This is a genomic window from Paenibacillus sp. P46E (assembly GCF_001909095.1).
GTDB classification, from domain to species: Bacteria; Bacillota; Bacilli; order Paenibacillales; family Paenibacillaceae; genus Paenibacillus_AQ; species Paenibacillus_AQ helianthi.
Map to the genome: position 1 here is coordinate 1 of NZ_LVYZ01000063.1, position 13,598 is coordinate 13,598.

Here is a 13,598-nt window from a genome sequence, read left to right on the forward strand (position 1 = left end):
TACCGTCGCGTCCGGCGGCACCAAGCAGTGTCGGCAAGACGAATGAAACAGCAGTGAATGCGAACGACGGCTCGCTCACGAATGTGAGCACTGCAATGGAGTACAAGAAAGGCTCCGCAGGGACTTGGACGAACATATCGGGCACGAGCGTAACCGGACTTGCACCGGACACGTACTACGTCCGGACAAAAGCAACGTCGTCGGCATTTGCGTCAGGAGCGCAAAGCGTGACGGTTGACATGTTCACGGCCACACCGGAAACCACCCCGGCGGCAGTGATCGACTACACCGCCGAGCAGTTAACCGGCCTGACGGCAAGCGGTTCCTACACCGTGAACGGTAATGCAGTCATGGCAGACGCCAACGGCAAGCTGGCGATCGACAGCAGCTGGCTGGGAACACCGCTGAGCATCGTGAAGAAGGGTAACGGCTCGACGACTACAGACAGCACGGCGCAGACGCTGAATGTTCCGTCCCGTCCGGCGGCACCAAGCAGTGTCGGCAAGACGAATGAAACAGCAGTAAATGCGAACGACGGCTCACTCACGAATGTGAGCACTGCAATGGAGTACAAGAAAGGCTCCGCAGGGGCTTGGTCAGACGTAACGGGTACAAGCGTAACCGGACTTTCACCGGACACATACTATGTCCGGACAAAATCGACGCCAACAACATTCGCTTCAGCTCCCGTACAAGTGACGGTCGGCGCGTACATGGCCACACCGGAAATCACCCCGGCGGCAGTGATCGACTACACGGCCGAGCAGCTGACCGGCCTGACGGCAAACGGTTCCTACACCGTGAATGGTAATCCAGTCACGGCAGACGCTAACGGCAAGCTGGCGATCGATAGCAGCTGGCTGGGAACACCGCTGAGCATCGTGAAGAAGGGCAACGGCACGACGACTACAGACAGTACGGCGCAGACGCTGAATGTTCCGTCCCGTTCTGCAGCTCCGGTTGGAGTGACTGTCACAGATATCACGTACGGCGGGGCTAACAACGGTTCCATTCAGAATGTGACACTCCAGATGGAGTACAAGAAAGGCAGCGCAGGCTCTTGGACAATTGTGGAGGATACTGTGATAACCGGCCTTGCCCCTGATACCTACTACATCCGGGTAAAGGCGACGCCAACATCCTTTGCTTCCATTGCTCTTCAAGTTACCGTGCATAACTCCAATGCAGTCATTCCAGCCGCACCTGAAGTCACAGCTGACGATCAGAACAATGCGATTGTCGGTCTCGATACGAGCATGGAATTTGCAGTAGATGATAAATCTTATGTACGGTATGACGGTACTAACCTGCCGGATTTAAGCGGCAATCATATCGTTAAAGTAAGGGTGGCTGCCAGTGGCTCTTTACCGGCAGGACCGGCTACTACACTGACCTTTACGGATAGTGTGCCTGCTCCAGCTGGCGGTCTCAACTTGAGCGCCAGCGATCCAAGCGGCACGGGCAATAACGGTAAAACCCAAATCACAGTCACACCTGCACCTGCAGCTGGACATAATTTATACTATAAGAACTTTGGCACAGGCAGTGCCGTAGTGCCGAATGTAGGAGACATCCTTGCAGGCTACACGCTTGTGGGAAGTGATGGATTGGTTCCTGCGGCGAATGGTGAAAGAATTGGTATTGCTGAAGTTGATGCGGGCGGCAAGGTAGTGAAGTATGGAAGCGTGATAGCAGTTGTAGTTGCTGAAACGACGGCTCCTAGCACTGATCCAGGCAACACGAATAGCAATACCGGCGGCACGCCCAGTGGCACCGGGGGGACTACCGAAGTAATAGTCCTTGTTAACGGCAAGCAAGAGAACGCAGGCACAGCGACGACCACAACCACCGGTACCATAAAAACAACTATTATCACTGTTGATCCATCCAAACTCCAAGCGAAGCTGGATACGGAAGGCAACGGGGCAGTGGTTACAATTCCGGTATCGCTGGATTCCAACATTTTCGTCGGCGAACTGAATGGTCAGATGATTAAAAACATGGAGAATGTATCGTCAACACTAGTGCTTCAGACGAATAATGCTTCCTACATCTTGCCGGCCAAGGAAATCAACATCGGGGCGATGGCTCAGCAATTCGGTACCGGTGTGAAGCTGGAAGATATCAAGCTGAAGATTACCATTGGTGAGACTTCGACGACCATGAGCCAGGTGATAACAGGGGCAGCAAGCAGAGGTGGTTTTACCCTCATTGCTCCTTCATTGGATTTCACTATTACCGGAACTTACAGCAATTCGACAGTGGAGATCAGCCGGTTTAACGCGTATGTTAAGCGGACAGTAGCACTTCCGGCCGGCATTGACCCGAAACGGATTACAACAGGGATTGTTGTAGACCCTGATGGAACAGTGCGGCATGTACCGACCAAAATCATCCTGAAGGACGGAAAGTATTATGCAGAGATTAACAGCCTGACGAACAGCTCCTATTCGGTGGTCTGGCATCCAATGACCTTTGCTGATGTGGAGAACCATTGGGCTAAGGATGCGGTGAATGATATGGGCTCACGTATGATAGTTAACGGAGTGAACGAAACAACATTTAATCCGAATTCTGATATTACCCGGGCGGAGTTCGCGGCAATTATCGTACGCGGCTTGGGACTGAAGCTTGGGGAAGGAAAAACGGCATTTGCGGATGTATCTGCGGATGCCTGGTATGCAGGAGCGGTAGAAACAGCTTCTGAGTTCGGTCTGATTACCGGCTTCGAAGACGGATCATTCCGTCCGGATGCCAAAATCACCCGTGAGCAGGCGATGAATATTATTGCCAAAGCGATGAAGCCGACCGGACTTGCTGAGCGGACCGGGGCTGCAGATGCTGCGAGCGTGCTTGCCAGCTTCAAGGATGCAGGAAGTGTAGGAGACTGGGCTAAGGACAGTCTCGCACTGGCCTTCAAAGCAGGCTTGATCAGCGGCCGCAGCGGTAACAAACTGGAGGCCAAATCCAATGTCACCCGTGCAGAAGTGGCAGTCCTGATTCAACGGCTGCTACAGAAGTCGGATCTTACGAATTAAATTCGGAATAAACAGCGAAAAAGCGGATTCAGACCCAGTCTGAACCCGCTTTTATGCTGTTGTTTACGGAGGGGGATCTATCCCAAACCCAACCATATAGATTACGATAGTAAGGCAGCTATGGATCAATACCATAGGTTTCACTTGATTAGACGAGAGGGAGTGGATAAGCCCTATGAAACCAAAAATCAGTGTGATTAAGTTTGGCGGAATTTCATTGATTCTTTCGGGTATTCTCTTTTTTGTTCAGTATCTATTTGTTCTGCCGATGCCTATTCCTCCGCTATCCGATGCAGATCTGATGACATGGCTGCAGAACTGGAAGACTAATATTGCGATGGCGGACGAATTGCTGTTCTTTGCCACTTTATTGTTGATCCCTTCCATCGTTGCCTTGTACCGGATTCTGGTGAAGGTGGATAAGGTCAAAACCCTTCTGGGGTGTGGCCTCTTGGCTGTCGTCATACCTGTAAATATCTTCTTGGTCATTATTCTGGGGCGATTGGTCTATCCGGTATATGGTATTGAACTCTCCCCTGATATCTACAAATTGGTCCTCAGTATATACTATGGCGGCATTCACTGCGTATCGATCATCCTGAGCATGGCTACTATCATCTTGTGTCTCGTCATAAGAAAAAGCGTGATCGGTAAGCTTACAGCCATTCTGGGATTGGTGACTGGGATCATGGACTTGATTGGCGCGTTTCCCTGGTTGATTGGGACCGGTGCGGTATTCGCTTCTCAGTTATTGTTCTCAGCATGGTTTGTCGTTCTAGGTGTGAGGCTGCTCCGTACGGAAGTAGTCTAACCCATCTCCGCCCCTATCGTTTATACTAATAAGGCATAACACAACTAAGGAGCTGCTGAACCGATTATGAATAAGAAAGAAGTCGCGCACATTCGCAAACAATTCAAGCTGGACCATGAAATGCTCAAGCTGTTTGATATTCTTAACGTGTATATTATGAAGGAGACGAACGAGATTTATCATTGGGAGCGCCTGCCGTTTGGCCTCGTGGACAGAGAGAAGCAGGAGCTGTATATTGGCAATTTCAAAAAACTGCTCACCGGTGAATTGGATCATAAGCTGTTCGAGTTGAAGTTTCAGGAGGATGCGGAGGATCCGGCGCGGGTCATGCTTCACCAAGGCCTGGTGACAGGTGATCCTGAAGAATGGCAGGACCTGATGATGCTGCTGGTGGACAAAATGCTGGCAGATGCCAAGTATGAAAAGGACATGGTGGTCACTTTTGTGCGCGGGCAGTATTACCGTCCGACCAAGACCAGAAATGATGAAGCCGAAGAGAGTGAGAAGAACGAGATGTTCGCGCATCCGTTCATTCTGTGCAGCGTGAATTCCACGGAGCAACAGCGCAAGAACCTCATGTTCGATTATGTGGAGCGGGAATTTAAGTACAATATTATCGTCGATCCCATTGTTAAGCTCAGTACGCCGGAGCAGGGGTTCTTTTATCCGAGTGTGACGGACAACTATTCGGATGTGAACCGCATTCTGTATTGTACGGGAAAATCGAATTATCCCGATCCTCAGTTCATTGAGCAGGTCTTAAATGCCGAAAGATCCGCAACGGCTCTGGAAGTGAGAACCATCTTTGAGGAGATCGTGAAGGAAGTGGCGGGCGAACAGCTCGATACGACCACTCTTGCCCAGATGTATGAGGAAATCCAACAGGTCATCGAAGATAACGAGGAGGAGGAAGCTCCCAAGCTGGATTTTAAAGATGTGGAACGCGTCCTGAAGGTAAGCGGAGTGGAGGATGTGACGGCGGAAAAGGTGGAGCGTGCGTTCGAGACGATCATCGATGACAGAAACTACGAACTTAAAGCTACCAGTGTGATTCCGAAGTTCACCTCGAAGTCCATTAAGATTGAGACAAAGGTCGCAACCATCTCGGTTAGTCCGCAGGACCTGAGATATGTGAAGCAGGTGAATTATCAAGGGAAACGCTGCATCATGATCGAGGTGGACGAGGATGTCGTGATCGAAGGATTTACACTCAGTACGGAGACGTTATAGGTAGCATTGGTGATTTTTACATCCGCTTAACATGCCTCATATGATCACGTGATATAACAGTAATTAACTAGTGATAAGAGGTGGATGTTGGATGAAGCTTAGCAAAGAAGAGAAATCATGGATTCTGTATGACTGCGGCAATTCGGCGTATTCGATGGCGGTGACCACGGCGCTTTTGCCCATAGTCTTTGGTATGTTTACGAATGTGAGCAGCAGCATGGATCTGGGGTATTTTAATTCCATCGCTAGTATTCTGGTGGCGATCCTCAGCCCGGTATTAGGGACGATAGCTGATTACAAGGACACGAAGAAACGTTTCTTCGTGTTTTTTACTATGATCGGGGTGTTGGCTACCGCTTCGCTGGCCTTCGTCGCACCTGCGAGCGGACAATGGCAGCTATTAATTGTATTCTATATCCTGTCAGCCATCGGTTTTGCCGGAGCTAACATTTTCTATGACTCCTTTCTGGTGGATGTTACGAAGGATGAACGGATGGATAAGGTATCGACCCGGGGGTTTGCTTTTGGCTATATCTCCAGCGTTATTCCGTTTGGGATCAGCCTGCTCTTGATTCTTGCTATGGGGATGGATAAGGCTACCGGTTATCAGATTGGATTCATCATTACGGCCCTTTGGTGGGGGCTGTTGACCATACCCATGATCAGAGACGTGAAGCAGAGACACTATATTGAGCCTGAGCCCAGACCGGTGATGAGCAGCTTCAGAAGACTGGCTAACACCTTCAGGAATATCAGACAGCACAAAATGGTCTTTGTTTTCTTGCTGGCTTACTTTTTCTATATTGACGGGGTAGATACGATTATTAAAATGGTAGTGCCTTATGCGACGTCCGTTCTGGGCGCTGATGCCTTAGACACATTTTCCTTGCTTGGCATTCTGATGGTGATCCAGATTATTGCTTTTCCATGTGCGATTCTCTACGGCAATCTGGCCAAAACCTACTCCGCCCGGACGATGATTATTGTGGGGATATTCACCTATATCATTGCCTGTATCGCGGCTTTCTTTATCACTTCCGTCTGGCATATTTTTATTCTTGGAGCGTTAATTGGTTCGGCTCAGGGTGGCATTCAGGCGCTCAGCAGGTCTTATTATGCGAAGATTATCCCTAAGGAAAAATCCAATGAATTCTTTGGCTTTTACAATATCTTTGGCAAATTCGCGGCGATCATCGGTCCTGCGCTTATGTCTCTGACAACTACCTTAACGGGCAATGCCAACCTAAGTATTCTATCGGTGATCCCGTTATTTATCATTGGATTTGTCATCTTTATCACTCTGCCGAAGCAGGAGCCCGGAGAACTTCACAATCCGTGAGCCGGATTACACCCACCCTGTATACTCCAGAATAGACGCCTTCGCGGAATGCGCCTCGGACTGTGCACCTTTACGCCATTCCTTGGGTGACACCCCCATTAGCCTGGAGAAAGAGCGGTTGAAGCTGGAAATGGAGTGAAACCCCACTTGTTCGGAGATGGAGAGAATGGAATTTTCCGTGCTCTTAAGCTGCTTACAGGCCTCTTCAATCCGGGTACTGCTCAGGAAATCGAGAGGGGCGGTGCCCATGATCTCATGGAATTTTCTGCGGAAATGTGTGGTGCTCAGGTGGCACAGATCTGCCAGGAAACTGATGGTCATGGGGGTCATGTAGTTTGTGGTGATATATTCCAAAGCCGGGGAAATGATAAAATCGCCCTTCAGGCTATGCTCGGTGTCTTGTTCCGCCAGTGTTTCATTCGTGGAATGGATTCTAAGGAGTTCGATATACAGCGATAACAACAAGCCGTAGGCACTTTCCTGATAGTAGGGGTTCTGCTGCTTCAATTCCTCGACGACGGATGTGGCCAGGGAATAGACCTTGGGATACTGCGCCTTGTTCAAAATACAGTTCTTCCCCTGCACCCGCCACAGATTCGGTTCGAAGCTGCTGTAGGCACTTTTGAAGGAATGCTGGAACAGATCCTCCGGGGAGAAAAAGAGATAGGACCACAGACTGGCCTCACCCGGTGAACTGTACGTCGTATGGGGAAGATACCGGGGGAGAAAGGTCACATCCCCGGCTTTAAAGGGGACGGCTTCTCCTTTGATCTCCATGATGCCGCTGTCTGAATAACAAATACCAATCTCCAAATGGTTATGGAAATGCAAATGCTCAGATTTGATATCGGAAATCCTCCAGCGGTCTCCGCTCAGCAGCAGGATAGGGAAATGGATCGGCAGGCTGTAGTGGCGGTACTCGATGACGGGTTTCTTTTTTCTGGGCATCTGTGGCTACTCCTTCTCCCTAACATAAATGGTCGAAACTGCACACTTTTACTGCGAATATGCTTAGATGTAGACCATTTTACTGCTTACAATAGAGTCTGTAAAGCGCTTGCACGCATATGGACGGATATGAAGTGTTCGACAAGAGAGGGGATTAAGATGGATAAATTAACGTATGACAAGGAAGAAATTCTACGCATTATCGACAAAGTGACCCGAAAAACCCTGGCCATGGATTTAACGTGGGAATGGCCTTGCGGGGTGGCGTATTATGGGGTGTCCAGAGCTTATCAGACCACAGGCAATAAGGATTATCTGAACATGCTGATCCAGTGGGTGGATGAATATATAGAGCTTGGCCTGCCGGACTGGACGGTGAACACCTGTGCCATGGGCCATATGCTGATCACCTTGTATGAAGAGACAGGCAACCAGAAATATTGGGATATTGTGATGAGCAAGGTGGATTATCTCCAGAATCATGCGCTGAGGTTCGGGGACCATGTGCTGCAGCATACGGTATCCGTATCGAATGATTTTCCGGAGCAGGCTTGGGCGGATACGCTGTTCATGGCGGCTTTTTTCCTGCTGCGGGTGGGAAGCAAACTGAAGGACCAGGCGATGATCCAGGATGCCCTGAATCAATATTACTGGCACATCAAATACCTGCAAGACCCTAGCACCGGGTTCTGGTTCCATGGCTACAATAATATGAAGCAGGATCACATGTCCGGATTGTATTGGGGGAGAGCGAATGCCTGGGGTGCCTATACCATGTCTCAGGTCAAACCTTTGCTCAATGACTGGTATCTGTATCCGCAGTGTATGGACGTGGAATGTTCGCTGCGTGATCAGCTGGCCGCGCTGAAGCTGGTACAGACGGAGAACGGCTTATGGCGGACGGTACTGGATGACGTGGAATCCTATGAAGAAGTATCTGCATCCTGCGGGATTGCGGCGGCGATGGTGGGTAACGGCAATCCGCTCCATACCAAATATGTGCAAAAGGCCCTGAAAGGCATTCTGGACCATATCAGCGAAGATGGACGGGTACTGGGGGTATCGGGCGGAACAGCAGTGATGAAGGACCGGGAAGGGTACCGCAATATTCCCAAAGACTGGATTCAGGGCTGGGGACAAGGTTTAGCACTCGCTTTTCTGTCCGACATGCTTCAATAGGAGGGAACACGTTGTCCAAACATAGAGCGGGAGCCTTTACGCTGCCGGGAGAATCCGGTTATGAGGCGCTGACCCTGGAACTCGCTGAACGTTGGGGTGCCGATGTCATCCGTGACAGTGACGGCACGAAGTTGTCCGATGAGATTATCCACGCAGGATACGGCATCTATTCTACCCTCTGTATTATTAGGGATCATAACGTGTGGGCTTCGCGCAATTCGGATAAGCTGCAGCAGTGCTTTCTCATTACGAATCCGAAGGTAGCGGTGCAGGGATATGTATCCATCTATCTGATGGAGGATTTTTTTGCTGAACAATTCAGAGTGAATGATTCCAAAGAGGCGTTTAAGTATTGGCAGGTTGTGGACCGGACGACCGGGGAGGAGGTTCCCAGAGAACAGTGGAATTATGAACGGGAAGCGGGAAACGTGGTCCTTACCGGAATTGCGCCTTGGCATAAATACACGGTCAGCTTCATGGCCTACCGGATCTGGGAAGAGATTTCCATGTACAATCACACCACGAATCATTGGGATAAAGAGCATTTGATGCAGATTGATCCCATGTATGCAGACACGCAAAAGTATCTGCTGGACTGGATAGAGGACTGGTGTCTGCAGCATAAGGAAACAACGGTTGTCCGGTTCACTTCGCTTTTTTATAATTTCGCCTGGATCTGGGGCAGCAGTGAGCGCAACCGCCATCTGTTCTCGGACTGGGGTTCATATGACTTCACGGTAAGTGCAAGAGCACTTGATCTGTTTGCTGAGAGATACGGTTATTCGCTGTCGGCCGAGGATTTTGTGAATGGCGGGAAATACCGCGTCAGTCATACCCCGGCTGAGCAGCGCAAGCTCGATTATATGGCTTTTATCAATGATTTTGTCATCGGATTTGGCAAGCAATTGATTGACCTTGTGCATAAGCACGGCAAGCTGGCGTATGTCTTTTATGATGACAGCTGGGTGGGCATGGAGCCGTACAACGACCGTTTTCAGGAGTTTGGCTTGGACGGGATGATTAAATGCGTGTTCTCAGGCTATGAGGCAAGGCTGTGTTCCGGGGTAAAAGTGGATACGCATGAGATCCGGCTGCATCCGTATCTGTTTCCGGTTGGTTTAGGCGGAGCGCCTACCTTCATGGAGGGCGGGGACCCTACGCTGGATGCCAAGAAATACTGGATTCATATCCGGCGGGCCCTCCTGCGCGAGCCGGTCGACCGGATTGGACTAGGCGGATACCTGCATCTGGTAGAACCTTACCCGGATTTCTGTGATTATATCGAGAAGATTGCGGGTGAATTCCGGGAGATTCAAGAGCTGCATCAACAGGGCAAGCCGTATCAGATCAAGACGAAGGTAGCCATTCTGCATGCTTGGGGCAAGTTGAGATCGTGGACGCTGTCCGGCCATTTTCATGAAACACTCATGCATGATCTGATTCATATCAATGAGGCCTTATCCGGATTGCCGGTAGATGTGCAGTTTATTGATTTCGAGGATATCCGTCAGGGGAAGCTGCAAGAATGTGATGTAGTGATCAATGCGGGCGCTGCCGGTTCAGCCTGGAGCGGCGGGGACTGCTGGAGAGACAGCAAGTGCGTGGACGTCCTGACCCAGTGGGTGTATGAGGGCGGTACCTTTATCGGTATTAACCAGCCTTCGGCGGTCAACGGGTACGACAGCTTTTTCAGAATGGCACATGTTCTCGGTCTGGATGAGGACACAGGCTCAAGAGTAGCACATGGCCGATGGACCTATGAGGTGAAGGCGGAGGAGGGATTGGTGCCTGAAGGGGCCAGCCTAACACCTAAGCCTAACATTTATCTTACCGACGGGACCGCTACAGTGATGGATGAAGCAAGCGGAAGCATAACCCTATCCACTCATGCCTTCGGTAAAGGTAAGGGAATCTATCTTCCTTCTTTCGAATTCAGCTGGGAAAATACACGATTGCTGCTGAATCTGCTTCGTTATGCGGGCAATGAGCTGCAGGAGACAAAGTACATTACGGATAACTTATATACAGAGTGTGCTTATTATCCGGAGAGTAAGAAGCTCGTTGTGATGAACAATAGCGGCCAGCTGCAAAGAACTACGATCCATACGGAGTATGGAGAACACACCATGGAATTGGCTCCGTATGACACGGTTATCCTGACTATAGGCGGTGAATAGAATTCATTGGCTAAATAATATATGATTAAATAAAACGGCTTGACTGACAGTAGTTGTCAGTTAAGCCGTTTTATAATAGGGATAATAATTGATCGATGTTGATGATTGATTATCACTTGATAATATATTAGGAGGATTTACAAATGAGTAGCACGGTATATCTTTATGTATTTGACACCATGGCAGACTGGGAAATAGGTTACTTAACTTCCGAACTGAACTCGGGAAGATATTTCAGAAAGGGACTCTCCCCATCCAAAATAGTTACCGTGGGAATTGAAAAGACACCTGTAACTACAATGGGCGGATTGAAAATACTGCCTGACCTCCAACTGGATGAGTGCAGCATTGAAAGTACAGATGCATTAATTTTACCCGGTGGAAATACATGGACAGAGTCCATTCATCACCCCATCTTAAAATTTGTTGAGCGGTGTTTACAGGACAGGGTACTGGTTGCAGCCATTTGCGGTGCTACAATAGGACTAGCCCAAACTGGACTGCTGAATTCACGCTGTCATACAAGCAATGATCTAGGATATCTAAAAATGATCTGTCCCGCTTATACGGGCGAACAGTATTATAAAAAGGAGTCCACTGTAACCGATGGAAAACTGATCACATCTTCAGGAATAGCGCCTTTGGAATTTGCAGCGCATTTCTTGAAAGCACTGGGTGTGTTCTCTACAAAAACATTAGATGCTTGGTATAGTCTTAATAAGACTCACGATTCCCAGTATTTCTATGAGCTGATGGAATCAGTCCAGTGAGGTTATGAATACAAAAGGCTGGAGGACTGTTTATATGGTCAAAATTCTTATCGTGGATGACGATCCGCATATTCGCGCCTTGATCTGCCTTTACTTGAAGAATGAAGGGTTCGATCTCGCTGAGGCGGATAATGGCATCGATGCACATGCCATCATCAAAGGTTCGGGAATCGATCTGGTTATCCTCGATATTATGATGCCGCATATGGACGGATGGGAGTTATGCCAGGCGATTCGGACAAGTGATCCTGATATTCCGCTTCTGATGGTAACGGCCAAGGGTGAACCGGGTCAAAAGATCAAAGGCTTCCAGCTCGGGACCGACGATTATATGACGAAGCCGTTCGATCCGGGGGAGCTTGTGATGAGGGTTAAGGCATTACTGAGGCGATCCCGGATTGCCTCTTCCCAGGTCATCCCTCTGGGGGATATCGTACTGAACCGGAAAACGTATAAGGTCATGCGGGGAGACCAGGAATTAACTTTGCCTCTAAAGGAATTCGAACTGTTATTCATGCTTGCCGGCCACCCGGGGCAGATCTTCACGCGGGAGCAGCTGATCACCCAGATCTGGGGCATGGATTACGAAGGAGACGACCGGACTGTTGACGTTCATATCAAGCGGCTGCGGGAACGTTTTGCCGGGGATGCCCGCCATTTCCGCATTGAAACGGCACGAAGTGTAGGCTATCGTCTGGCGGTGAATCCGGGGTGAAAACGTTATATGTCCGCGTCGTGCTGACTTTTCTGGCCGTCATCGTCATCAGCCTGGTCTCATCCTTGTTAATCTCCCTTGCTCTATTCCAGAAGACTCTGAACGCTACAGGGAAGAACGATATGCTCGCGGCCGGCAATCGTATCATAAGCGTGTATGAACAGACGAATCCTCCGGATTTGGATATATTAATGGATAATATGGCCGAATTGGTTTCCTATACCCTCCAGCTGTACGACGGCAATGGCGGGGTGAAATCCTATGTACCGGCCAAAGGCAGGAAGGCCGGCAAGATTAACCCGGAATCTGTGCGCAAGGTGCTGCAGGGAGAGCTGTACCGTTCGCAGGGAAAAGATAACGGAACGTTTGTCGGCCTTCCGTTTGTATCTGAAGGGAAACAGTATGCCTTATTTTTACAGAGCTCTTCTAAGAACGAAGGCGCGCTTATCCGTTTGTTCTTTACCATCCTTCTTCTCATGCTCGCGATCGGAAGCTTGGGCATTCTCATTGCTGGCAGATATGTGGTGAAGCCCCTCCAAGCGATGACGGATGCGACTAAGCGGCTGGCCAAAGGCGACTTCGAGGTTGAGCTGAAAATAAACCGCGGAGACGAACTGGGAACCCTCTCGCGGAGCATTAACGATATGGCCCGGGATATCAGACAAATGGAGCGGATGCGGCAGGATTTTGTATCGAACGTGTCTCATGAAATCCAGTCCCCGTTAACCTCCATCTCTGGTTTTGCGAAGGCGCTTAGGGATGGCAATCTTGTTATCGGGGAGGGTGAACGCGTTCGCTACTTGGATATTATCGTTACGGAGAGTGACAGGTTATCCAGACTAAGCGACAATCTGCTGAAGCTGGCTTCCCTCGAATCGGAGCATCATCCGTTCAAGGCGGAATCCTATACCCTGGATGAGCAGATTCGGCGGGTGATTGTCTCTTGTGAGCCCCAGTGGTCGGCCAAAAACATCCGCGTCGATATGGAGTCTCCTTCAGGGGCTGCAGTCCGAATAACGGCAGATAAGGATCAACTCAATCAAGTGTGGATGAATTTGCTCGGGAATGCCATCAAGTTCACACCTTCCGAAGGACAGGTCTTCATCGTGATCAGCCGGCCCCATCCTAATGAGATTGCCGTAGCAGTAAGCGATTCCGGGATCGGCATTGCGCCGGAGGAGATTAGCTCTATTTTTGAGCGCTTCTACAAAGTGGACAAGTCGCGGGCGGAAGACCGGAGCGGCAATGGTCTTGGCCTTGCCATCTCCCACAAGATCGTTGCTCTCCATCATGGAAGCATAGAGGTGAAGAGTACGGTCGGGGTGGGCACAACGTTCACCGTAACACTTCCGGTTGTCTCTCCTTCTGATTCTGTTCTTTAAGTTCACGCT

General features: G+C 49.7%; 10 protein-coding genes. 9 read left to right on the forward strand and 1 reads right to left on the reverse strand.

Annotated features, from left to right (window positions below; translation table 11 throughout):
* The 4 genes from A3849_RS23745 to A3849_RS23760 form a co-directional block, all read left to right on the forward strand.
* Nucleotides 1–3,038: DUF4073 domain-containing protein (locus A3849_RS23745; protein WP_143191889.1), on the forward strand; the 3,038-nt coding region annotated here is incomplete at its 5' end.
* A 175-nt stretch (nucleotides 3,039–3,213) separates the two neighbouring features.
* The gene (locus A3849_RS23750; protein ID WP_074113612.1) at nucleotides 3,214–3,849 is read left to right on the forward strand and encodes a hypothetical protein; all 636 of its coding nucleotides are present in this window, start codon (nucleotides 3,214–3,216) and stop codon (nucleotides 3,847–3,849) included.
* 66 nt (nucleotides 3,850–3,915) lie between these two features.
* A complete protein-coding gene (locus A3849_RS23755; RefSeq protein ID WP_074113613.1) occupies nucleotides 3,916–5,079 on the forward strand; it encodes a DUF4317 domain-containing protein in 1,164 nt (387 codons plus the stop codon).
* Between the two features lie 91 nt (nucleotides 5,080–5,170).
* Entirely contained in the window at nucleotides 5,171–6,418 is a 1,248-nt protein-coding gene (locus tag A3849_RS23760; RefSeq protein WP_074113614.1) for an MFS transporter, read from the forward strand.
* A gap of 6 nt (nucleotides 6,419–6,424) precedes the next feature.
* On the opposite strand, the gene A3849_RS23765 is transcribed toward A3849_RS23760, so the two are convergent.
* Nucleotides 6,425–7,366 (reverse strand): AraC family transcriptional regulator, encoded by a 942-nt coding sequence (locus tag A3849_RS23765; RefSeq protein ID WP_074113615.1) that lies wholly within the window; start codon nucleotides 7,364–7,366, stop codon nucleotides 6,425–6,427.
* A 159-nt stretch (nucleotides 7,367–7,525) separates the two neighbouring features.
* Here A3849_RS23765 and A3849_RS23770 point away from each other — a divergent pair, with 159 nt between their 5' ends.
* The 5 genes from A3849_RS23770 (at nucleotide 7,526) to A3849_RS23790 (ending at nucleotide 13,589) form a co-directional block, all read left to right on the forward strand.
* Nucleotides 7,526–8,545 (forward strand): glycoside hydrolase family 88/105 protein, encoded by a 1,020-nt coding sequence (locus tag A3849_RS23770; protein WP_074113616.1) that lies wholly within the window; start codon nucleotides 7,526–7,528, stop codon nucleotides 8,543–8,545.
* Between the two features lie 11 nt (nucleotides 8,546–8,556).
* Nucleotides 8,557–10,722, forward strand: coding sequence for a 1,3-beta-galactosyl-N-acetylhexosamine phosphorylase (gene gnpA, locus A3849_RS23775; protein WP_074113617.1), 2,166 nt, complete (start codon nucleotides 8,557–8,559; stop codon nucleotides 10,720–10,722).
* Between the two features lie 143 nt (nucleotides 10,723–10,865).
* On the forward strand, nucleotides 10,866–11,492 hold the full coding sequence (locus A3849_RS23780; RefSeq protein WP_074113618.1) for a type 1 glutamine amidotransferase family protein: 627 nt from the start codon (nucleotides 10,866–10,868) through the stop codon (nucleotides 11,490–11,492).
* A gap of 34 nt (nucleotides 11,493–11,526) precedes the next feature.
* The gene (locus A3849_RS23785; RefSeq protein WP_074084326.1) at nucleotides 11,527–12,207 is read left to right on the forward strand and encodes a response regulator transcription factor; all 681 of its coding nucleotides are present in this window, start codon (nucleotides 11,527–11,529) and stop codon (nucleotides 12,205–12,207) included.
* Complete coding sequence (locus A3849_RS23790) at nucleotides 12,204–13,589, forward strand: sensor histidine kinase (RefSeq protein WP_074113619.1); 1,386 nt, start codon at nucleotides 12,204–12,206, stop codon at nucleotides 13,587–13,589. Before A3849_RS23785 ends, A3849_RS23790 begins: the two co-directional genes overlap by 4 nt.
* The last annotated feature ends 9 nt before the right edge of the window (nucleotides 13,590–13,598 follow it).